Annotated in this window: 20 protein-coding genes; 6 read left to right on the plus strand and 14 right to left on the minus strand. The window is 67.0% G+C overall.

The annotated features are described in order from the left end of the window. Positions 1 to 4 precede the first annotated feature (4 nt). From pheS to ACQY9S_RS06295, 7 genes are all read right to left on the minus strand, one after another. Positions 5 to 1,042 (minus strand): phenylalanine--tRNA ligase subunit alpha, encoded by a 1,038-nt coding sequence (pheS, locus tag ACQY9S_RS06265; RefSeq protein ID WP_428423974.1) that lies wholly within the window; start codon positions 1,040 to 1,042, stop codon positions 5 to 7. A 102-nt stretch (positions 1,043 to 1,144) separates the two neighbouring features. Further along, positions 1,145 to 1,501 carry a 50S ribosomal protein L20 gene (gene rplT / locus ACQY9S_RS06270; protein ID WP_428423976.1) on the minus strand — a complete coding sequence of 119 codons (357 nt, stop codon included), beginning with the start codon at positions 1,499 to 1,501 and terminating at the stop codon, positions 1,145 to 1,147. Between the two features lie 46 nt (positions 1,502 to 1,547). Then, a complete protein-coding gene (gene rpmI, locus ACQY9S_RS06275; protein ID WP_428423978.1) occupies positions 1,548 to 1,751 on the minus strand; it encodes a 50S ribosomal protein L35 in 204 nt (67 codons plus the stop codon). A 134-nt stretch (positions 1,752 to 1,885) separates the two neighbouring features. Next, positions 1,886 to 2,443, minus strand: coding sequence for a translation initiation factor IF-3 (infC, locus tag ACQY9S_RS06280; RefSeq protein ID WP_428425608.1), 558 nt, complete (start codon positions 2,441 to 2,443; stop codon positions 1,886 to 1,888). Between the two features lie 96 nt (positions 2,444 to 2,539). Further along, positions 2,540 to 4,459, minus strand: coding sequence for a threonine--tRNA ligase (gene thrS / locus ACQY9S_RS06285; protein ID WP_428423980.1), 1,920 nt, complete (start codon positions 4,457 to 4,459; stop codon positions 2,540 to 2,542). A 245-nt stretch (positions 4,460 to 4,704) separates the two neighbouring features. Next, complete coding sequence (gene aceA / locus ACQY9S_RS06290; RefSeq protein ID WP_428423981.1) at positions 4,705 to 6,003, minus strand: isocitrate lyase; 1,299 nt, start codon at positions 6,001 to 6,003, stop codon at positions 4,705 to 4,707. A gap of 162 nt (positions 6,004 to 6,165) precedes the next feature. Further along, positions 6,166 to 6,300 carry a hypothetical protein gene (locus ACQY9S_RS06295; RefSeq protein WP_428423983.1) on the minus strand — a complete coding sequence of 45 codons (135 nt, stop codon included), beginning with the start codon at positions 6,298 to 6,300 and terminating at the stop codon, positions 6,166 to 6,168. On the opposite strand from ACQY9S_RS06295, the gene speB reads away from it, so the two are divergent. Next, positions 6,299 to 7,234 (plus strand): agmatinase, encoded by a 936-nt coding sequence (speB, locus tag ACQY9S_RS06300; protein ID WP_428423985.1) that lies wholly within the window; start codon positions 6,299 to 6,301, stop codon positions 7,232 to 7,234. The two genes, ACQY9S_RS06295 and speB, sit on opposite strands and share 2 nt — an antisense overlap. Here the strand turns inward: speB and ACQY9S_RS06305 are convergent. From ACQY9S_RS06305 to ACQY9S_RS06335, 7 genes are all read right to left on the minus strand, one after another. Then, positions 7,152 to 8,237 (minus strand): vWA domain-containing protein, encoded by a 1,086-nt coding sequence (locus ACQY9S_RS06305; protein ID WP_428423987.1) that lies wholly within the window; start codon positions 8,235 to 8,237, stop codon positions 7,152 to 7,154. The two genes, speB and ACQY9S_RS06305, sit on opposite strands and share 83 nt — an antisense overlap. Next, positions 8,234 to 8,719, minus strand: a complete 486-nt coding sequence (locus ACQY9S_RS06310; protein WP_428423989.1) for an MxaK protein — start codon at positions 8,717 to 8,719, stop codon at positions 8,234 to 8,236. The genes ACQY9S_RS06305 and ACQY9S_RS06310 overlap by 4 nt, the downstream gene beginning before the upstream one ends. 53 nt (positions 8,720 to 8,772) lie before the next feature. Then, entirely contained in the window at positions 8,773 to 9,825 is a 1,053-nt protein-coding gene (locus ACQY9S_RS06315; RefSeq protein WP_428423991.1) for a vWA domain-containing protein, read from the minus strand. Next, on the minus strand, positions 9,825 to 10,730 hold the full coding sequence (locus ACQY9S_RS06320; RefSeq protein WP_428423993.1) for a hypothetical protein: 906 nt from the start codon (positions 10,728 to 10,730) through the stop codon (positions 9,825 to 9,827). Before ACQY9S_RS06320 ends, ACQY9S_RS06315 begins: the two co-directional genes overlap by 1 nt. Before the next feature lie 98 nt (positions 10,731 to 10,828). Beyond that, positions 10,829 to 11,677, minus strand: coding sequence for a DUF58 domain-containing protein (locus ACQY9S_RS06325; protein ID WP_428423994.1), 849 nt, complete (start codon positions 11,675 to 11,677; stop codon positions 10,829 to 10,831). Between the two features lie 79 nt (positions 11,678 to 11,756). Next, the gene (locus ACQY9S_RS06330; RefSeq protein WP_428423996.1) at positions 11,757 to 12,779 is read right to left on the minus strand and encodes an AAA family ATPase; all 1,023 of its coding nucleotides are present in this window, start codon (positions 12,777 to 12,779) and stop codon (positions 11,757 to 11,759) included. Between the two features lie 106 nt (positions 12,780 to 12,885). Beyond that, positions 12,886 to 13,377 carry an Lrp/AsnC family transcriptional regulator gene (locus ACQY9S_RS06335; RefSeq protein ID WP_428423998.1) on the minus strand — a complete coding sequence of 164 codons (492 nt, stop codon included), beginning with the start codon at positions 13,375 to 13,377 and terminating at the stop codon, positions 12,886 to 12,888. A 158-nt stretch (positions 13,378 to 13,535) separates the two neighbouring features. On the opposite strand from ACQY9S_RS06335, the gene ACQY9S_RS06340 reads away from it, so the two are divergent. From ACQY9S_RS06340 to ACQY9S_RS06360, 5 genes are all read left to right on the plus strand, one after another. Then, positions 13,536 to 14,843, plus strand: coding sequence for an aspartate aminotransferase family protein (locus ACQY9S_RS06340; protein ID WP_428423999.1), 1,308 nt, complete (start codon positions 13,536 to 13,538; stop codon positions 14,841 to 14,843). A gap of 70 nt (positions 14,844 to 14,913) precedes the next feature. Continuing rightward, positions 14,914 to 16,263: an NAD(P)/FAD-dependent oxidoreductase gene (locus ACQY9S_RS06345; RefSeq protein WP_428424001.1), complete on the plus strand. Its 1,350-nt coding sequence runs from the start codon at positions 14,914 to 14,916 to the stop codon at positions 16,261 to 16,263. A 139-nt stretch (positions 16,264 to 16,402) separates the two neighbouring features. Next, a complete protein-coding gene (locus ACQY9S_RS06350) occupies positions 16,403 to 17,206 on the plus strand; it encodes a gamma-glutamyl-gamma-aminobutyrate hydrolase family protein (protein ID WP_428424003.1) in 804 nt (267 codons plus the stop codon). Positions 17,207 to 17,301: 95 nt separating this feature from the next. Further along, positions 17,302 to 18,669, plus strand: a complete 1,368-nt coding sequence (locus ACQY9S_RS06355) for a glutamine synthetase family protein (protein WP_428424005.1) — start codon at positions 17,302 to 17,304, stop codon at positions 18,667 to 18,669. A gap of 18 nt (positions 18,670 to 18,687) precedes the next feature. Then, positions 18,688 to 20,061: an aspartate aminotransferase family protein gene (locus tag ACQY9S_RS06360; RefSeq protein WP_428424007.1), complete on the plus strand. Its 1,374-nt coding sequence runs from the start codon at positions 18,688 to 18,690 to the stop codon at positions 20,059 to 20,061.

The following is a 20,061-nucleotide window of genomic DNA, read 5'->3' on the forward strand; positions in this document are numbered from 1 at the left end:
TGGATCACTTGAACTGCGACAGGAAGCGCAGGTCGCCGTCGAAGAACAGCCGCAGGTCGCTGACGCCGTAGCGCAGCATCGCCAGCCGGTCGATGCCCGAGCCGAAGGCGAAGCCGATGTAGCGCTCCGGGTCGAGCCCCATGTTGCGGATCACCTGCGGGTGCACCTGCCCCGAGCCGGAGACCTCGAGCCACCGCCCCTTCAGCGGGCCGCTGCCGAACATCATGTCGATCTCGGCGCTCGGTTCGGTGAACGGGAAGTAGCTGGGCCGGAAGCGGATCTGCAGGTCCCGCGTTTCGAAGAAGGCCTGGATGAAGCCGACGTAGACCGACTTCAGGTCCTTGAAGCTGATGTTCTCGCCGACCCACAGGCCTTCGACCTGGTGGAACATCGGCGAGTGCGTCGCGTCGCTGTCGACGCGGTAGGTGCGGCCGGGGGCGATCACGCGGATCTCGGGCATCGGCAGGCCGGCGTCGAGCGCCGCGCGGTGCGCCTTGACATGCCGCACCGCGTGGCGGATCTGCATCGGGCTGGTGTGGGTGCGCAGCACCTGACCGCCTTCGACATAGAAGGTGTCGTGCATCGAACGCGCCGGGTGGTCGGCCGGCGTGTTGAGCGCGGTGAAATTGAACCAGTCCGTCTCGATCTCGGGACCGTCGGCGACTTCGAAGCCCATCGAGCCGAAAATGGCTTCGATGCGCTCCATCGCGCGGGTGATCGGGTGCAAGCCGCCGCTGCCGCGCCGCCGCCCTGGCAGCGTGACGTCGAGCGACTCGGCACGCAGTTGCTGCGCCAGTTCGGCATCGGCCAGTGCCTGACGGCGCGCATGCAGTGCCGCCTCGACCTGCTGCTTGGCGGCGTTGATCTCGGCGCCGCGAGCCTTCTTCTCATCGACCGGCAGGTTCGCGAGCTGCTTCATCCGGGCCGTCAGCTCGCCACCCTTGCCCAGAAAGACCGCTTTCGCGTCTTCGAGTTCGGCGGGGGTGCTTGCCTCGGCAAAGGCCTGCGCCGCCCTTTGCACCAGTTGACTGAATGCTTCCATCAGGATCTGTCTTGCGGATGAGGTGACGCTGAAAAAGCAAGGGGCCGACGCTTGCGCCTCGGCCCCTGCAGTGCGCATCGGGCCTGCGAGGCCCGACACCGATCAGGCGAGTTGGGCCTTCACCTTCTCGACGATGCTGCCGAAAGCGGCCGGATCGTTGACCGCCAACTCCGCGAGCATCTTGCGATCGATGTCGATCGCGGCCTTCTTGATGCCGGCCATGAAGCGGCTGTAGGTGATGCCGTGGCTGCGCGAAGCCGCATTGATGCGGGCGATCCACAGGCGACGGAAGACGCGCTTGCGGTTGCGGCGGTCACGGTAGGCGTACTGGCCCGCCTTCATCACCGCCTGCTTGGCGATGCGATAGACGTTCTTGCGACGGCCGCGGTAGCCCTTGGCGAGCTCCAGGACCTTCTTGTGACGTGCGCGGGCTGTTACACCACGTTTGACGCGAGGCATGTTTCTACTCCTTCAAGAATCGATCTGAGACCTGGGCGTGCGCGGCTCAAAGGCCAGCGAACGGCAGCATCTGGGCCATGTGGCCCATGTTGGTCTCGTGCACCGTCGCCGTACCACGCAGGTGGCGCTTGTTCTTGGTGCTCTTCTTGGTGAGGATGTGGCGCTTGAACGCGTGCCCCCGCTTGACGGTGCCGCCCGGGCGGACACGGAAACGCTTGGCAGCGCTTTTCTTGGTCTTCATCTTGGGCATGACTGCTCCTTCTAGGTTGTTCCCGCAGGCGCCGCGAACCACTCGCGGACTTGGGGCCTGTCGGTCACTTGTGCCATCGCTGCGGCGACCAGACCGCAGCAATGGTGAACTCGAAACTCCGTTCTATCGAACGGTCACTTCTTCCTCTTCGGGCCCAGCACCATGATCATCTGGCGCCCCTCGAGCTTGGGCATGTTCTCGACCACGGAGACATCGGCGAGTTCATCGCGGATGCGTTCGAGCAGCCGCATGCCGATGTCCTGGTGCGTGATCTCGCGGCCCCGGTACCGCAAGGTCACCTTGCCCTTGTCACCCTCTTCGAGGAAGCGACGCAGGTTGCGCATCTTGATCGCGTAATCGCCTTCGTCCGTACCGGGCCGGAATTTCACTTCCTTGATATCGATGACGTGCTGCTTTGCCTTGGCTTCCGCGGCCTTTTTCTGCTCCGCGTACTTGAACTTGCCGTAGTCCATCAGGCGGCAGACCGGGGGGTCGGCCGTTGCAGAGATCTCCACCAGGTCAACGTCGGCCTCACCAGCCAGGCGCAAGGCCTCCTGGATGCTGACGACGCCCAACGGCTCGTTCTCGGGCCCGTTCAGGCGCACTTCGGGCGCCATGATTTCCCGGTTCAGCCGGTGCTTGCGTTCGTCGTTGCGAGTGCGACGATCAAAGAAATTAGCGATGGTCAGAATCCTTTCGAGCCCTGTGCGTTCCAGCGCTCAGGCTCCACATCGAACACACGCGCGCCGGGACTACCAAGGCATGGACGGGACCAACGAACTCCCGCATCACACCTTGTGGGCGATGTCACTAGCGATCCTCTGGGAAAAGGCATCTAGAGGCATCACGCCGAGGTCCTGGTTGCCCCTGGCGCGCACCGCAACGGCCTCCGCAGCCTTCTCCTTGTCGCCAACGACAAGGATGTACGGAAGCTTTTGCATGGAATGCTCACGGATTTTATACGTGATTTTCTCGTTGCGCAAATCGACGCCTGCTCTAACTCCTTGTTTTTGCAGCGTTTTCGCAATTTCTGCGGCGTAGTCGGCCTGGCCGTCGGTGATATTGAGCACCACGACCTGCGTCGGCGCCAGCCATGCAGGCATGGCGCCGGCATGCTGTTCGATCAGGATACCGATGAAACGCTCGAGGCTGCCGACGATGGCACGGTGCAGCATCATCGGCGTCGCCCGCTCGCCCGACTCGGTGACGTACTCGGCCCCCAGTCGCTGCGGCATGTTCGGGTCGACCTGGATCGTGCCGCACTGCCACTCGCGGCCGATGGCGTCTTTCAGCGTGTATTCGATCTTCGGGCCGTAGAACGCGCCTTCGCCCGGTGACACGGCAAATTCGCAGCCCGAGCGACGCAGACTTTCCATCAGCGCGAATTCGGCCTTGTCCCACAGCGCATCCGAGCCGATGCGCTTGTCGGGCCGGGTCGCGACCTTGTAGATGATGTTCGTGAAGCCGAAGTCGGCATAGACCTTTTGCAGCAGCGCGGTGAAGGCGGTGCATTCGTCGAGGATCTGGTCTTCGGTGCAGAAGATGTGACCGTCGTCCTGCGTGAAGCCGCGCACCCGCATGATGCCGTGCAGGCCGCCGGTCGGCTCGTTGCGGTGGCACTGGCCGAATTCGCCGTAGCGCAGCGGCAGGTCACGGTAGCTCTTGATGCCCTGCTTGTAGATCAGGATGTGGCCGGGGCAGTTCATCGGCTTGAGCGCGTAGTCGCGTTTCTCCGATTCCGTGACGAACATGTTCTCGCGGTACTTGTCCCAGTGACCGGTTTTCTCCCACAGGCCCTGGTCGAGAAGTTGCGGCCCCTTGACCTCGAGGTAGCCGTTGTCGCGGTAGACCGCGCGCATGTACTGCTCGACCTGCTGCCAGACCGTCCAGCCCTTCGGGTGCCAGAACACCAGGCCCGGCGCGTGCTCGTCGACGTGGAACAGGTCGAGTTCGCGCCCGAGCTTGCGGTGGTCGCGTTTCTCGGCCTCCTCGAGCATGTGCAGGTACTGCTGCAACTCGTCCTTGGTGGCCCAGGCCGTGCCGTAGATGCGCTGTAGCATCTCGTTGCGATGATCGCCGCGCCAGTAGGCGCCGGCGACCTTCATCAGCTTGAAGTGCTTGAGTTTGCCGGTGCTCGGCACGTGCGGCCCGCGGCACAGGTCCTCGAATGCGCCTTCACGGTACAGCGACACGTCCTCGCCGGGCGGGATGCTGGCAATGATCTCGGCCTTGTAGGCCTCGCCGATGGACTTGAAATGCGCGACGGCCTCGTCGCGCGGCAGCACGCGGCGTTCGACTTTCTCGTCGCGCTTGCTGAGCTCGTTCATCTTTGTTTCGATCGCCACAAGGTCTTCGGGCGTGAAAGGGCGCTTGTACGAGAAGTCGTAGTAGAAGCCGTTTTCGATCACCGGCCCGATCGTGACCTGCGCATCGGGAAACAGCTCCTTGACCGCATAGGCCAGGAGGTGGGCCGTCGAGTGACGGATGAGGTCGAGCCCGTCCGCGTCCTTGTCGGTGACGATCGCCAGGGCGGTGTCGTGTTCGATGCGATAGCTCGTGTCGACGAGTTTCGCCGCGCCGCCTTGCCCCACCCGTCCGCCCAGAGCCGCCTTGGCCAGGCCGCTGCCGATCGACGCAGCAACCTCGGCCACGGTGACCGGCCCGGGAAACTCACGCCGCGAACCGTCGGGCAACTGGATGGCAATCATGTTCTGAACCTTCAAAAACGAAAAAGCGCGGTGACGACCGCGCTTGGAGACACACAGACGAATGCGTTCACGCCGCGATCAGGGCAAGCTTGTCGGAGCAGCTTGTAGTTCGCGGTGTCATAACCCGTACTGCCTTTCTCGCTCTTGTTCGATGGACTTCGATTCTATCGTGCAGCCGTGAAAAAGCCCGGCGGCGCAGGGCCGTCGGGCTCGGGTGCGGCCGGCAGGCCGGCCAGTGCAAACGATCAGTGGTGCGTGCCGTCGAAGAACTGCTCGTTCTCGGTCGACCCCTTCAAGGCGCCGGTCGAGGCGTCCTTCTCGATCGTCGTCGTCACGGCATCGAAGTAGCCGGTGCCCACCTCGCGTTGGTGCTTCACCGCGGTGAAGCCCTTCTCCGCTGCAGCGAACTCGGCCTCCTGCAATTCGACGAACGCGCTCATGTTGTTGCGCGCGTAGCCGTAGGCCAGGTTGAACATCGAATAGTTCAGGCTGTGGAAACCGGCCAGCGTGATGAACTGGTACTTGTAGCCCATCGCGCCCAGTTCGCGCTGGAACTTGGCGATCGTCGCGTCGTCGAGGTTCTTCTTCCAGTTGAAGGACGGCGAGCAGTTGTAGGCCAGCAACTTGCCCGGGAACTTGGCATGGATCGCGTCGGCGAAGGCCTTCGCGAACGCCAGATCGGGCTTGCCGGTCTCGCACCAGATCAAGTCGGCGTACGGTGCGTACGCCAGACCACGGCTGACCGCCTGCTCGAGACCATTGCGGGTGCGATAGAAGCCCTCGACGGTGCGCTCGCCGGTGCAGAAGGGCTTGTCGTTGTCGTCGATGTCGCTGGTCACCAGGTCGCCGGCTTCCGCATCGGTGCGGGCCAACAGCACGGTCGGCACGCCGCTCACGTCGGCGGCCAGACGCGCAGCCACCAGCTTGGCAACGGCTTCGCGCGTCGGCACCAGCACCTTGCCACCCATGTGGCCGCACTTCTTGGCAGCGGCGAGCTGGTCTTCGAAATGCACGCCGGCGGCGCCGGCTTCGATCATGGCCTTCATCAATTCGAAGGCGTTCAGCACACCGCCGAAGCCGGCTTCGGCATCGGCCACGATGGGCGCGAAGTAGTCGACGTCGTTCTTGCCTTCGCTCCACTGGATCTGGTCGGCGCGTGCGAACGTGGCATTGATCTTCTTGACGACCTTGGGCACCGAGTCCACCGAGTACAGCGACTGGTCGGGGTACATCTCGCCATTGCTGTTGGCGTCACCGGCGACCTGCCAGCCCGACAGGTAGATGGCCTTCAGCCCGGCCTTGACCTGCTGCATGGCCTGGTTGCCGGTCAGCGCGCCCAGCGAGTTGACGAAGGGCTCGGTGTTGATCAGATTCCACAGCTTCTCGGCGCCGCGCTTGGCCAGCGTGTGCTCGACAGACAGCGAACCGCGCAGGCGCACCACGTCGGCAGCGGTGTAACCACGCTGGATGCCTTTCCAGCGTGGGTTCTCGGCCCAGTCCTTCTCGAGGGCGGCGGCTTGCTGTTCACGGGTGAGCTGGGTCATGTCGAACTCCGGAGTTGAAGAGGAAGAATCGGTGAAACGATGGCTCTAGCGTAATCGCGGCGAGTTCGCGAGCCAAGACTTGTATCTTATATAAGACTAAATATAAATCTGTTTAAAAACAATGGCTTGGCGACTACATTTCCGCATGTGAAATGACCTTTGTCACCATGAAAAATTCTGCGGCACTGCAGCATTCATTGATTTCATATTAAGAAATTCTTGTCCTGCCTGATGAAAAATATTGGGCTCCAGGACGTCGCGATGTGTCGCCGCTGCCGCGGGCATCATGCAGGTCATGAGCAGCTTCGCCTTCCTCTCCAACAATGCCTTTCTCAAGGTGCCCCAAGACACCGCGTGCCCCTACGCGGTGGCCGGAGTGGCCTGGGACGGCGCAGTCACCAACCGGCCAGGCGCACGCTTCGGTCCGCGTGCGGTCCGCGAGGCGAGCCACATGCTGTGCGACGGTATCCATCCGCACTTCGATACCAGTCCGGTGCAGTGGCTGACCGACCTCGGTGACCTGCCGCTGCCCAACACCAGCCTCGAAGGCATGCGCGCGGCGATGGCACCGCATGTGGACCGCATGATCCGTGCGCACCACATGGCATGGATCGGTGGCGACCACTCGATCACGCTGCCGCTGCTGCGCGCCTACAGGGCCTGGCTGGGTCGGCCACTCGCGGTGATTCACTTCGATGCGCATTGCGACACCTGGGAAGACCACTTCGGCGAGCCGAGCGGCCATGGCACCTGGGTGTACGAGGCGATGCAGGAAGGCCTGGTGATCCCGGCGTGCTTCACCCAGATCGGCATCCGCTCCGCGGGCGTGCGCGAGGCACGCGACTATGTGCGCAAGCAGGGCGGGCAGATTTTCGATGCGCGGCGACTGCGCGGACTGGAAAGCCCGGCCCAACTCGCACCGATGACCGACGCCATCCGTGAGCGACTGGCTGCACATGGCCATCCGCCGCTGTATCTGAGCCTCGACATCGACTGCCTGGATCCGGCCTTCGCACCCGGCACCGGCACGCCCGAGCCCGGCGGCATGACGACGAACCAGGTGCTGTCCCTGCTCGAGGAGCTGGCCGATCTCGATTTCGTCGGCATGGACTGCGTGGAGGTCGCCCCGCCCTATGACCACGCCGAACTCACGAGCCAGGCCGCGGCGAGCTTCGTGTGGACCTATCTTTGCGGCCGGATCGCGCACGGCCACGTCGCGCAGCCCGCGTGAGCCGCGCTCCGGCAAAGGCATTGCGGGGCAGGTAGATCCCCACCAGCGCGATCAGGCCGAGCAGCCCGAAGACCCAGCGCAGATCCATCCGCGAAGGGACCGGGTGCACGAGTCGCTCACTGGTCATCGCGGCCTGCAAGGCCCGGGGCGTCGTCAGCCGCTGGTACATCAGGCCCGTCTCGCCCGCCAGCAGTTGCAGATAAGGCTCGCGCAAGGAAGACAGGTGTTCGCTGCCGGGCGTGGCACCGACCAGGGCACCGGGCCGCTCGCTGCCGTCATCGACCATCTGCTCTCCCGCCACACTGCCCCCTCGGCCATAGCTGCGCGGGTCGAGTTGCATGACCTCGTCGGCGCCCCAGTAGCCGTAGGACCGGCCTTGCAGGTCGTGCTTCGGAATGCGCACCGGCAGCAGCCCCCCCACGCCGACCACCAGCCCGGGCGCGACACGCACCACCCCTTCGTCGCTGGGCCGGTACTGCGGGTTCACCGGCGGCGCTTCCTGGCCATCCGTGACGAAGACCAGCGCCGGTTTCGTGGGCAAGGCCTTGACGATCTTCAGGCCGCTGTAGAGGCCCTTGGCGATCTCGCTGTTGCCGGTCCAGGCCATGCGGCCATCGATGTTCGACAGCACCGCCAGCAGTTCCCGCTGGTTCTCGCACACCTCGACCGGGACCATCAGCAGGAAGGACCGGTACTCGGTGAACAGCCCCCAGCCGACGCGGCTGCCACAGGGCAGCTCGCGCAGCACCGTGCCCAGCGCCCGCTTGACCTGCGCCAGCCGGGTCACGGCCTGACCGTCGTGCTGCTGATCGGCCACCTCCATGCTCTGCGTCACGTCCAGCACGATCACCAGATCGCTCTGCGCTTGCGGCCAGGTGAGGTGTGGCGACACGAAAGTCACTGCCAGCGCGAGGGCGGCCACCGTCAGCCAGGCCCGCGCCCTGCCGACCCTCAAAGCCTGCCACAGCGCCTGCCACCGCGAGCGCAAGGGGCCGACGTTCATGGCAGGCCCCGCGAGACACCACGCATCGTCGTCGCTGCACGCTCGGCGTTCTCCGGCGGGCCGGTCGCGTCGGCTTCGGCGTCATCGGGGTCGGGCTGCAATCGCTGGGCGCGCTCCAGGTTGTAACGTGCGTCCCACTGGTCCGGATTCAGGCGCAGCACATCCCGGTAGCCGGCCTTGGCCAGCTCGATCAGCGGCAGCGCCTGGCCGGGCAGCCTCGAGTCACGCAGCACCAGCGCCTGCATCAGCAGCTGGTTGGCGGCGTTGTAGCGGGCCGCCTGGCCGAGCGCACTGTCGTCCTGCAGCACCCGGTAGGCATCGATCGCAGCCTCACGATCGCCTCGCCGGACCAGGCCGCTGGCATGCGCAAAACGCAGCTCTGCACGGGCTGTCGGCGCGGGTCGCTCGGCCACGCCGGCAGCGATGCCAGCGTTGTCGCGCGCCTTGTCACGCAGACGCCAGCCGTCGAGGGCGGCAGCCATGGCAAGCAGGGCCAGGGCGCCCCAAGAGAGTCGCAGACGCGAACGCGGCGTCATCAGCGCCATGCCCTGCCCTCCGTCCAGCGGCTGGCCAGCAGCAGCAGGATCGCCAGCAGCGCCAGCGCATAGGCATGGGCCGTCAGGTCGCGGCGCGGCACCAGGTCGCGGTAGGTGATGGGCAGGTTCTCGAGCCGCCCGACATCGGCGATCGCGCGCTTCAGCGCCTCCGGGTTCTCCGCCTCGTAGGCCCGGTAAGGCGCGCCCGTCGACTGGAAAAAGCGATGCAGGAAGACTTCCGGCACGGTGTCTGCCGCACCCGGCGCATCGCCGGCATTCGCGCTCAGGCCCGGGCTTCGCGCTGAACGGATATAGATCCAGTAGAGCGACACCCGTTGTTCCCGCAGCCGATCGACGATGGTCTGGCGCACGCCCGGGTCAATGTGGTCGCCGCCATCGGACACCAGCAACACGATGCGCGAACCGGTGTAGGGGCGGTTGTCGAAAAAGCTCAGGCCTTCCAGCAGCGCCGCCGCGATGTCGGTTTCGCCCAGACCCCGGCCGATCTCGCTGGCCGCGATGGCTGCCTGCACCACGTCGGTTTTCTGGGTGAAGTCGAGCACCCGCATCGGGACGGTGCTGAACACCGCCATCGCGAAGCGATCCTCCTGTCGTTGGGCCGCGAACTCACCCAGCAGCTTGCGCGCCGCTTGTCCCTTGGTGACCCACACGCCGCTGTCCTGCTGGTTGTATGCGTACCAGGCGGCCGAGCCCGGCGTCGGGCCGCCGGCCGAGGTCGAACTGCTGGCGAAGCGCTCGTCCATGCTGCGGCTGCGGTCGAGCAGCAGCGCGATTTCGGCACCCTGGCCGACACGCTCGATCTCGTACTCGGCCCGATACAGGCCGGCCATGCCGAGCACGATGCTGGCAACGGCGAGCGCACCGACCGCGCGCAGCAGCCACTGCAGCAGCACCGAGGCGCGGTCCGGCGGCAGCAGCGCGAGCCACGAGTGCGTCTGCGCCGCGCGACCGTCGCGCAGCAAGGGCAGCAAGGCCAGCGGCAACAGCAGCAGCCAGGCCGGGTGCGCCCACGCGAGCCAGCCGATGGTCATCAGCCCGCTCCCCGCTCGGCATCGAAGCAGCGCTGGCAGAACTCACGCAACCAGAGCCGGTCGGCCTCGATCGGTATCTGCCCCCCGAAGAAGAACCGCTCCGAACGTTCGAAGAACAGCGCCAGGTCACCGCGCAACGCCGCGTAGGCCGGCCGTTCGGCGACGAAGCGGTCGACGGCGCCGGCATGCAGCACGCGGTTCGCCGTGGCATCCAGGGCCACGTGCAGCGCGCGCCAGGCCTCCAGCCACTCGCCGGTCGGTCCCGTGACCGGCAGTTCCTGCATCCGGCGGCGCGCGCGCGCGAACGGTCGGTGCCGGCGCTGCCACCACGGCCAGCCGAGATAGACCATCGCCAGGTGGCCCAGCGGCAACAGCGCCAGCAGCGCATACAGGCCCAGGCGCAGTCGCTCGGGACGAGTGTCCACCCGCGGTGGCGGCGCATCCGGGCGCAGGTTGCCCAACCCGGCACGCAAGGGCGCTTCGACCGGCGCGAGCGGTGTCATGCCGACCGGGGCAAAGTCAATGCGCAGTTCCTCGGCGCGCGGCGTGCCAGCGAAATGCAAGGTGAACGATGGCAGATCGAGCACGCTCGGCTCGCGCGGTGCGCGGAACACCTGGTAGTCGAGCACCAGCGTGTAGCGCCGGCCCGTCAGCGTGGGCAGCCAGCTTCGCTCCACGCGCCGCAGTTCGAAGGACTGGCCGATCCGCCCGGTGCTCGGCAGCGAAGCCTCGTCCAGCCTCAGCCGATCCGGCACGTCGAGCACGATCGTTCTCGTGAGCATGTCGCCCACCAGATGACCGAAAGCCCGCGGGTCGCTGACTTGCGCGACGATCGGCGCGGGATCCTCCTCGGCGCCGGCCGTACCGATGCCGCTCCACATCAGCACGCCCAAGCATGCGCACACCCGCAGCCCCCTGCACGACGCGTTCGTTGCGAGCGCCAAAAACCGCAGCGCGCGTCCAGAAGATCGATCGCTACTTCGAGCGCGCAGGAGTTCCATTGCTAGCCCTGCACGAAATGCGCGCTCACCGCATCGGCCCGGTAGCCATCGTCCAGCACGAGCGGGTCCAGCCGGTGCCGGTGAAACAGGGCCTGCAGCGCCGCGCGCCGCTCGGCCTGGGCCGCCTGCCAGCGCTCGCGCAGCGCCGGCCGCATCCACACCAGGCGCTGGCTGCCGCTTTCGGGGTCGATCAGTTGCGTGATGCCGTTGCGCGGCGGGTCGAACTCGTGGCGATCCCACAGCAGCACCGGCACCACTTCATGGTGGGCCAGCCCGCCCAGCAAGGCGTCGAGTTCGGCGGTCGGCAGGTGGAAGTCGGACACCAGGAAGACGAGCGCTCGGCGGTGCGGCAACACGCGTGCGGCCTGGCTCAGACCGCGTGCCGAGCCGTGCGGCTCGAGTCGGCGCAAACCTTGTGCCAGCAAGCCGCCGAGGCCGCGCCGGCGCGTCGGCGGCAGCAGCCAGTCGTGCCGCAGCGCGTCGTCGCAGCCGACGAAACCGAAGGAGTCACCCGAGCGCCACGCCGACTGCGCGGCCGCCTCGGTGAAGTCGGCCAGCACGTCGAGCTTGCGGTGAGCACCGCGGTATCCCATCGATGCCGAGAGATCGGCGACCACCACCACCGGCACCGCCTTGCGCTCGCTGAACACGCGCACCTGCCACTGGCCGAAGGCGTCGCGCAGGCTCGCGTGCACATCGATGCGGCGGGTGTCGGGCGCATGGGTCAGCGGCACATGCCCACGGAACTCCAGGCCGGCCTCGCCGCGACGGCTGCGGTGCGCACCCGGCACATGACCGGCAACGCCGTGCCGCACGCGGTAGTGGAATTCGCGCACCTCGGGCAGCTTCATGAACCTGCTCCCACCCCCGCTGGCGACCTTGCCCGGCCCGGCGCCAGGCATGCCGCCGGAAAACCGCACCCGTTCAGACTCACGGCGCAGCCACCTTCGAAACGATGCCCTCCATGAGGGCTTCGATGATCTCGGTGCGCCGTAGTTCGTACACCGGCTGCAGGCACAGGCGGTGCGCGATCGTCTCGAAGAACACGGCGCGCAGATCCTCCGGCGTCGCGTAACTGCGCCCGTCCAGCCAGGCCGCGGTGCGCGCGGCACGCAGCATCAGGCTCATGCCGCGCGGGCTGGCGCCGGCCAGCATCAGGTCCCGTGTGTCGGCTTCTTCCAGCACCACGCCGTAGTCGGCCGGCGCGGCGGTGGCGCGCCACAAGTGCAAGGCGTAGTCGCGCAACGCCTCCGACGCCTGCACGCCACGCTGGACAGCCGCCGCCACTGCCGGCAGTTCGCGGTAGGGCAGCATGCCGGCCGGCAACTCGCCGATCAGCGCATCGGTGTCGTGGAAGCGCGGGTCGAACATCAGCGCGCGGCGGTCCTCGTCACTGGCCGGCGCGTCGATGGTGATCTCCATCATGAAGCGGTCGCGCGCCGCGGACGAGATCTCGAAGGTCTCCTCGCGCTCGACACGGTTGCGGTCGGCAAACACCAGCAAATGCGGGAACCGGTATTCCCGGTTGAAGGCCACCAGGCTGCGCTCGGCCATCACCCGCAGCAGCAGCGCATGCACCTGCGGGCGGGCGCGGTTGATCTCGTTGAAGAAGAAGATGGCCAGTTCTTCGCCGTGCTGCGTCAGCGGCCCCGGGTCGACCTGCGGACGCCCTTCGCTGCTGATGTGCGTGTGATAGACCAGATCGTTCGGCATCAGGTCGATCGTGCCCTCGGTGCGTCCGAAGGCGCCGCCGATCAGGTGCGCCACGCTGCGCAGCAGCGTCGTCTTGCCGACACCCACGTCTCCCTGCAGCAGCACGTGACCGCGGGCGAACACGGCAGTCGTGATCAGGCGCAGCGCGCGTTGCTGTCCGATCACGGCGCGCGCCGCCAGCGACTCCAGCTGCAGCGCTCGGCTGCGCCAGTCGGCCAGCAGCGCGTCGTTCAACTCCATGGGTCCCCTTTTCGGGCTCGGACCGGCCCGCTGAAAGGCAGCATGACAAAGCCGCCGGGGCAGCACAAGCTGCGGGCTTCCCCGTGGTGCTCCGCGACGGAGCAGTTCAGACCTGCAGAGCGGTCGTCTTCTTGACCGTGCGCAGCACCAGCATCGAGTTCGAGCGCAGCACGCCGGGCAGGCGCATCAGCACCTGGGTGTGGAAGCGCTCCAGGTCGTCCGCGTCCTTGTAGGTGAAGCGGATCAGATAGTCGTTCGTGCCGGCGACGTAGAAGCAGTCGAGGATGCTTGGCACCTCCTGCACGGCATGCTCGAAGGCCTCGATCGCCACCGTGGTCAGCCGTTCGAGGTTGACGATGGTGTAGCTGGTGCCCGGCTGGGCGACCGCCCGGGGGTTGACCAGCGCCACGTAGCTGGCGATCACGCCCGAATCCTCGAGCTGCTTGACCCGCCGCAGGCAGGCCGACGGCGACAGGTGCACGCGTTGAGCCAGCTCCAGATTCGAGACCCGGCCGTCAGTCTGCAGTTCGCGCAGGATGGCCCGGTCGACGGCGTCGAGCTGCGCATCGGATTGCTTGCGATCTGTCTTGATTGCCATCTTGTTCAGAAATTCGCCCGCATGTTCGAATTTTATGCGAACGACAGGGGTTCACCCCGGGCGATTGCGCAAGCACATTGCGCCCCCCGAAGACTAGACTGAAGCTCCATGATGATTGCGCTGGGGCCGCGCGGCCCGCGCTCGGAAGGACCGGTTTCATGACCACAGATCTCGACGCCTACTGGATGCCCTTCACCGCCAACCGGCAGTTCAAGAAGGCGCCACGGCTGCTGGCCAAGGCTTCGGGCATGCATTTCTGGACACCGGAAGGGCGTGAAGTGCTCGACGGTATCGCCGGGCTGTGGTGCGTCAACGCCGGCCACGCCCGCCCGAAGATCGTCGAAGCGATTTGCGCGCAGGCGCAGGAACTGGACTTCGCGCCGCCCTTCAACATGGCTCACCCGAAGGCCTTCGAGCTGGCGGAACGCCTGGTCGGGCTCACGCCGGCGGGCCTGAACAAGGTCTTCTACACCAACTCGGGCTCGGAGTCGGTCGAGACCGCGCTGAAGATGGCGATCGCCTACCACCGCGCCCGCGGCGAAGGTTCGCGCACCCGGCTGATCGGGCGCGAACGCGGCTACCACGGCGTCAACTTCGGCGGCATCTCGGTCGGCGGCATGGTCGCCAACCGCAAGATGTTCGGTTCGCTGCTGACCGGCGTCGACCACATCCGCCACACCCATGACCCGGCGCGCAACGCGTTCTCGGTCGGCCAGCCGCTGCACGGCGCGGACCTGGCCGACGACCTGGAGCGACTGGTCGCGCTGCACGACGCCAGCACCATCGCCGCGGTGATCGTCGAGCCGGTCGCCGGCTCGACCGGCGTGCTGCTGCCGCCCCAGGGCTATCTGGAGCGCCTGCGCGCGATCTGCGACAGGCACGGCATCCTGCTGATCTTCGACGAGGTGATCACGGGTTTCGGCCGCACCGGCGCGCCGTTTGCGGCGCAGCGCTTCAAGGTCACGCCGGACCTGATGACGGTCGCCAAGGGCCTGACCAACGGCTGCGTGCCGATGGGCGCGGTGTTCGCGAAACAGCACATCCACGATGTGTTCATGGACGGCCCGGAGCACCTGATCGAGTTCTTCCACGGCTACACCTACTCGGGCCATCCGCTGGCCTGCGCGGCGGCGCTCGGCACCCTCGACACCTATGCCGACGAAGGCCTGCTGACCCGCGCCGCCGAGATGGAGCCCTACTTCGCCGACGCGCTGCACAGCCTGAAGGGCCTGCCGCATGTGATCGACATCCGCAACATCGGGCTGGTGGGCGGCATCGAGCTGGCGCCCATCGAGGGCTCGCCCGGCAAGCGCGCCTTCGACATCTTCCTCGACTGCTGGGAGCGCGGCGTGCTGATCCGCACCACCGGCGACACCGTGGCGTTGTCGCCGCCGCTGATCATCGGCAAGAAGCAGGTCGACCAGATCGTCGGCACGCTCGCCGATGCGCTGAAGCGGGTCGCCTGAGCGTTCTTGTTGTCGCCACGTCCGGCTCTTTCATTCACACTCACCGAGAGCACTGCCTAGCGTCTAGCTTATGAGCCTCCTTCGCGCCGATCAGGATCTCACGCGAGATTCGTACTACGTGGCCACGGCGCCGCGTGAGGCGGATTTGCCGGCGCTGCAGGAGGACATCACGGCCGACGTCGTGATCGTGGGGGGCGGGCTGGCTGGCCTGTCGGCGGCGATCGAACTGGCCGACCGCGGCTTCAGCGTCGCCCTGCTCGAGGCGCGGCAGATCGGCTGGGGCGCCTCCGGCCGCAATGGCGGCCAGGCGATCCACGGCCTCGCCTGCGACCAGTCGGAAATCGAATCCCAGCTCGGGCTGACCGAAGCGCGGCGCGTCTGGGCCATGTCGATCGAGGCGCTGGACCTGATCCGTGAGCGCTGCCGGCGCTTCGCGATCGACTGCGACTGGCAGGACGGCTACCTGGGCCTCGCGGTCAATGCCCGCAAGGCGCACGAACTGCGGGCCTGGCACGAGCGCATCGAGAACGTCTACGGCTACCCCCTGCGGTGGATCGCGCCGGACGAACTCCCGCAGTGGATCGCGAGCCCGCGCTTCCACAGCGGCCTGCACGACGCGCGCTCCGGCCACCTGCATCCGCTGAAGTACAGCCTCGGTCTGGCCCGTGCCGCGCGCTCGCTCGGCGTGCGCGTGTACGAAAACTCGGCCGCCACCGCGCTGGAGCAGGCCGCGACACCCGGCATGTCCAGCCTCGTGCGCACCGCCCGCGGCAGCGTGCGGGCGCAGCAGGTGCTGCTGGCCGGCAATGTCTACCTGCAGGAACTGGCGCCGCAGATCGCGCCCGGCCTGAGCGCGCGCATCATGCCGGTCGGCACCTACATCGTCTGCTCCGAACCGCTGGACCCTGCGCTGTGCGATGCGCTGATCCCCTCGCGCTCGGCCGTGTGCGACACCAATTTCGTGCTCGACTACTTCCGTCCCACCGCCGACTCCCGGTTGCTCTACGGCGGCCGTGTCAGCTACAGCACCGTCACGCCGATGCACCTGGCCGCAGGCATGCAGCAGCGCATGGCCGCCACGTTTGCGCAGCTCGCGGACACCCGGATCGACTACGCCTGGGGCGGCTTCGTCGACATCTCGCTGAACCGGGCGCCCGATTTCGGGCGGCTGCCTGCTCGCGGTGCAAGCGGTATGGCAGCCGGTGCATCGAACGTCTACTACCTGCAGGGCTTCTCGGGCCATGGCCTCGCACTCACCGGTCTGGCAGGCAAGCTCGTGGCGGAGGCGATGGCAGGCGATGCCTCGCGCTTCGACACCTTCGCGCGCCTGAAGCACCGCACCTTTCCGGGCGGCCGGCTGCTGCGCACACCGGCACTCGTGCTGGGCATGGCGTACTACCGCCTCAGGGATGCGCTGTGAGCCGCGGCCCGACCCCCGTCGATTTGTCGATCCGCCCGATCTGCGCCCGCACCGTGCGCGGCCATGGCATGCTGCTTGCACATTCCGTGCACCCACGGCGCACTGCGCGCACCGCCTGCGCTCCGGCGCAAACCGCTGCATGAACCGCCCTGCCTCCCCCCGCTCCCCGGCGCGCCCGGTCGTGCTGGTGCCGGCCTGCAACCGCATCGTCGGCCTGCACCCCTTCCACATCGCGGGCCAGAAATACATCGATGCGGTCCGCCTCGCAGGCTGCCTGCCATTGGTGGTGCCATCGGCGCAGCCCCATGAGATCGACGAATTGCTGGATCTCGCCGACGGCGTTTTCCTCACCGGTTCGCCGAGCAACGTGCACCCGCGCCATTTCGACGAGGTGGTGCACGACCCGAGCCTGCCGCTCGATACCGTGCGCGACGACTGGACCCTGCCCCTGATTCCCCGGGCGCTCGAGCGCGGGGTCCCGCTGTTCGCGGTGTGCCGCGGCTTCCAGGAGACCAACGTGGCCCTCGGCGGCACGCTGCACCAGGCGGTGCGGGAGCGCCCGCACATGATGGACCACCGCTCCGACGATGCCCAACCGGTGGATGCGCAGTACGGCCCCGCCCATGCCGTGACGGTGCAGCCCGGCGGCCTGCTCGAGACCCTGCTCGGCAGCGCGGACTTCAAGGTCAACAGCCTGCACGGCCAGGGCGTCAACCGGCTCGCGGCCGGCTTGCGTGTCGAAGCACGGGCCCCCGACGGCATCGTCGAGGCCTTCAGCCTGCCGTCGGCACCCGGCTTCAACCTCGGCGTGCAGTGGCATCCCGAGTGGAAGGCACGCGACAACCCCGTCTCGATGAAGCTGTTGCGCGCCTTCGGCGACGCCTGCCGCAGCTTCCGCGAACTCAACCGCGAAACCGTCCGCGAGCGCCCTCGCGTGCCCTAGGGTCCCTGCCAGGCCCCGGCCTGCCGGCGGGGCTCGATGCGATGGCGCGCCGCTTCCCGTCCTCCCAAAGCGCGCAGCGAACGAACAGGTGACATATGGTGGTCCGCGACAACTTCACTTTCAGCGACCTCGAACATTGGCTCAACGAGCGCCGCGTGACGGAGATCGAGTGCCTCGTGCCCGACCTCACCGGCGTGGCGCGCGGCAAGATCCTGCCGCGCGAAAAATTCACCGAGGACCGCGGCATGCGGCTGCCCGAGGCGGTGGTGGCGATGGGCGTGACCGGCGAGTTTCCCGAGGAGGGCCCGTACTACGACGTCATCAGCCCGACCGACCAGGACATGCACCTGCGGCCCGACCCGAGCACCGTGCGCATCGTGCCCTGGGCCACCGACCCCACGGCGCAGGTCATCCACGACTGCTTCGACCGCAACGGCAAGCTGGTGCCGTTCGCGCCGCGCTCGGTGCTGCGCCGCGTGTGCGAACTGTTCGACGCCGAGGGCTGGGACCCGGTGGTCGCACCCGAGCTGGAGTTCTACCTGGTGGCGCGCAACACCGATCCCGATGTGCCGCTGAAGGCGCCGATCGGCCGCAGCGGCCGTTCCGAGACCTCGCGCCAGGCCTACTCGATCGACGCGGTCAACGAGTTCGACCCGCTGTTCGAGGACGTGTACGACTACTGCGAGAAGATGGAGCTCAACGTCGACACGCTGATCCACGAGGTCGGCGCCGGGCAGATGGAGATCAACTTCTTCCACGCCCACCCGCTGGGCCTGGCCGACGAGGTGTTCTTCTTCAAACGCACGCTGCGCGAGGCGGCGATGCGCCACAACATGTTCGCCACCTTCATGGCCAAGCCGATCGCCGGCGAGCCGGGCAGCGCGATGCACATCCACCAGAGCCTGGTCAGCAAGGCCAGCGGCCGCAACATCTTCAGCAACGAGGACGGCACGCCGAGCCAGGAGTTCTACTGGTACATCGGCGGCCTGCAGAAGTACGTGCCGGCGGCCATGGCGCTGTTCGCCCCCTACGTGAACAGCTACCGCCGCCTGGTGCGCTCGAACGCCGCGCCGATCAACATCCAGTGGGGCACCGACAACCGCACCGTGGGCATTCGCTCGCCGGTGGCCACTCCCGCAGCCCGGCGCATCGAGAACCGCGTCATCGGCGCCGACGCCAACCCCTATGCCGCGCTCGCGGCCACACTGGCCTGCGGCTACCTCGGCATCAAACACCGCATCGAGCCCTCGCCGGAATGCAAGGGCGACGCCTACCTGGGCGACTTCCAGCTGCCGCGCAGCCTGGGCGAGGCGCTCGAGCTGCTGCGCGCCGAGAAGGACCTGGCCGAGGTGCTGGGCGAATCCTTCGTCACCGTCTACACCGAGGTCAAGGAGATCGAGTACGCCGAGTTCATGAAGGTGATCTCGCCCTGGGAGCGGGAGCACCTCCTCCTGCACGTCTGACCGAGCGAAGCGAACGACATGAGCCGAACCACGCAAGACTGGCAGGCCGCCGATGCGGCGCACTTCCTCCACCCCTTCACCGACTTCGACGCGCTGGCGAAGAAGGGCTCGCGCATCATCGAGCGGGCCGAGAACATCTACCTCTGGGACAGCGAGGGCCACAAGATCCTCGACGCGATGAGCGGACTGTGGTGCGTCAACGTCGGCTACGGCCGGCAGGAGCTGATCGACGCCACCACCGCCCAGCTCAAGCAGCTGCCCTTCTACAACGCCTTCTTCCAGACCGCAACAAAGCCGGCGATCGAGCTGGCGGAACTGCTGAGCGAAGTGACGCCGCCGCAGTTCAAGCACGTGTTCTTCTCGGGCTCCGGCTCCGAGGGCAACGACACCGTGGTGCGCATGGTGCGCCGCTACTGGGACGTGCTGGGCCGGCCCGAGCGCAAGGTGATCATCAGCCGCAACAACGCCTACCACGGCTCGACGATGGCGGGCGCCTCGCTCGGCGGCATGAGCGGCATGCATGCGCAGGGCGGGCTGCCGATTCCCGACATCACGCACATCGAGCAGCCCTACTGGTACGAGCTGGGTCGCGGCATGAGCCGCGACGACTTCGGCCTGAAAGCGGCCGGCTGGCTGGAAACGAAGATCCTCGAAGTCGGCCCGGAGCGGGTCGCCGCCTTCATCGGCGAGCCGGTCCAGGGCGCCGGCGGCGTGATCATCCCGCCGGCCACCTACTGGCCGGCCGTCCAGGCGATCTGCGACAAATACGACGTCCTGCTGGTGTCCGACGAGGTGATCTGCGGCTTCGGGCGCACCGGCCACTGGTGGGGCTGCGAGACGATGGGCACCCGCCCCGATCTGATGACCTTCGCCAAGGGCGTGACCTCGGGCTACATCCCGCTGGGTGGCGTGATGGTCGGCGAGCGCATCGCGAAGGTGCTGATCGAACAGGGCGGCGAGTTCAACCACGGCTACACCTACAGCGGTCACCCGGTGGCCTGCGCGGTGGCGCTGGCCAACATCCGGCTGATCCAGCGCGACCGGCTGGTCGAGAGGGTGCGCGACGACCTCGGCCCCTACCTGGCCCAGCACTTCGAGGCGCTCAAGGCCCATCCGCTGGTCGGCGACGCCGAGACCTGCGGGTTGATGGGCGCGGTCGTGCTGGCCAAGGACAGGGCGAGCGGCACGCCATTTGCATCCGAACTGGAGGTCGGCATGGTCTGCCGCGGGCACTGCTTCGGCAACGGCCTGATCATGCGCGCCGTTGGCGACAGAATGATCATCGCGCCACCGCTGGTGATGACCCGCGACCAGATCGACGAGATGATGCTGCTGATCCGGCGATGCCTGGACCTGACCTGGGCTGACGTCAGGTCCAGGGGCTGGGTCTGA

The sequence above is a fragment of the Methylibium sp. genome (assembly GCF_965279545.1).
In the GTDB taxonomy this organism is placed as follows: domain Bacteria; phylum Pseudomonadota; class Gammaproteobacteria; order Burkholderiales; family Burkholderiaceae_C; genus Methylibium.

Excerpts from the sequence above, each read along its gene's own strand:
- speB (WP_428423985.1), top strand. The coding sequence starts at position 6,299 with ATGAGCAGCTTCGCCTTCCTCTCCAACAATGCCTTTCTCAAGGTGCCC.
- ACQY9S_RS06350 (WP_428424003.1), top strand. The coding sequence starts at position 16,403 with ATGAACCGCCCTGCCTCCCCCCGCTCCCCGGCGCGCCCGGTCGTGCTG.
- ACQY9S_RS06305 (WP_428423987.1), bottom strand. The coding sequence starts at position 8,237 with ATGAACGTCGGCCCCTTGCGCTCGCGGTGGCAGGCGCTGTGGCAGGCT.
- ACQY9S_RS06310 (WP_428423989.1), bottom strand. The coding sequence starts at position 8,719 with ATGGCTGCCGCCCTCGACGGCTGGCGTCTGCGTGACAAGGCGCGCGAC.
- ACQY9S_RS06315 (WP_428423991.1), bottom strand. The coding sequence starts at position 9,825 with ATGACCATCGGCTGGCTCGCGTGGGCGCACCCGGCCTGGCTGCTGCTG.
- ACQY9S_RS06325 (WP_428423994.1), bottom strand. The coding sequence starts at position 11,677 with ATGAAGCTGCCCGAGGTGCGCGAATTCCACTACCGCGTGCGGCACGGC.
- ACQY9S_RS06335 (WP_428423998.1), bottom strand. The coding sequence starts at position 13,377 with ATGGCAATCAAGACAGATCGCAAGCAATCCGATGCGCAGCTCGACGCC.
- ACQY9S_RS06355 (WP_428424005.1), top strand. The coding sequence starts at position 17,302 with ATGGTGGTCCGCGACAACTTCACTTTCAGCGACCTCGAACATTGGCTC.
- ACQY9S_RS06345 (WP_428424001.1), top strand. The coding sequence starts at position 14,914 with ATGAGCCTCCTTCGCGCCGATCAGGATCTCACGCGAGATTCGTACTAC.
- aceA (WP_428423981.1), bottom strand. The coding sequence starts at position 6,003 with ATGACCCAGCTCACCCGTGAACAGCAAGCCGCCGCCCTCGAGAAGGAC.
- ACQY9S_RS06330 (WP_428423996.1), bottom strand. The coding sequence starts at position 12,779 with ATGGAGTTGAACGACGCGCTGCTGGCCGACTGGCGCAGCCGAGCGCTG.
- ACQY9S_RS06295 (WP_428423983.1), bottom strand. The coding sequence starts at position 6,300 with ATGACCTGCATGATGCCCGCGGCAGCGGCGACACATCGCGACGTCCTG.
- rplT (WP_428423976.1), bottom strand. The coding sequence starts at position 1,501 with ATGCCTCGCGTCAAACGTGGTGTAACAGCCCGCGCACGTCACAAGAAG.
- thrS (WP_428423980.1), bottom strand. The coding sequence starts at position 4,459 with ATGATTGCCATCCAGTTGCCCGACGGTTCGCGGCGTGAGTTTCCCGGG.
- pheS (WP_428423974.1), bottom strand. The coding sequence starts at position 1,042 with ATGGAAGCATTCAGTCAACTGGTGCAAAGGGCGGCGCAGGCCTTTGCC.
- ACQY9S_RS06340 (WP_428423999.1), top strand. The coding sequence starts at position 13,536 with ATGACCACAGATCTCGACGCCTACTGGATGCCCTTCACCGCCAACCGG.
- ACQY9S_RS06360 (WP_428424007.1), top strand. The coding sequence starts at position 18,688 with ATGAGCCGAACCACGCAAGACTGGCAGGCCGCCGATGCGGCGCACTTC.
- rpmI (WP_428423978.1), bottom strand. The coding sequence starts at position 1,751 with ATGCCCAAGATGAAGACCAAGAAAAGCGCTGCCAAGCGTTTCCGTGTC.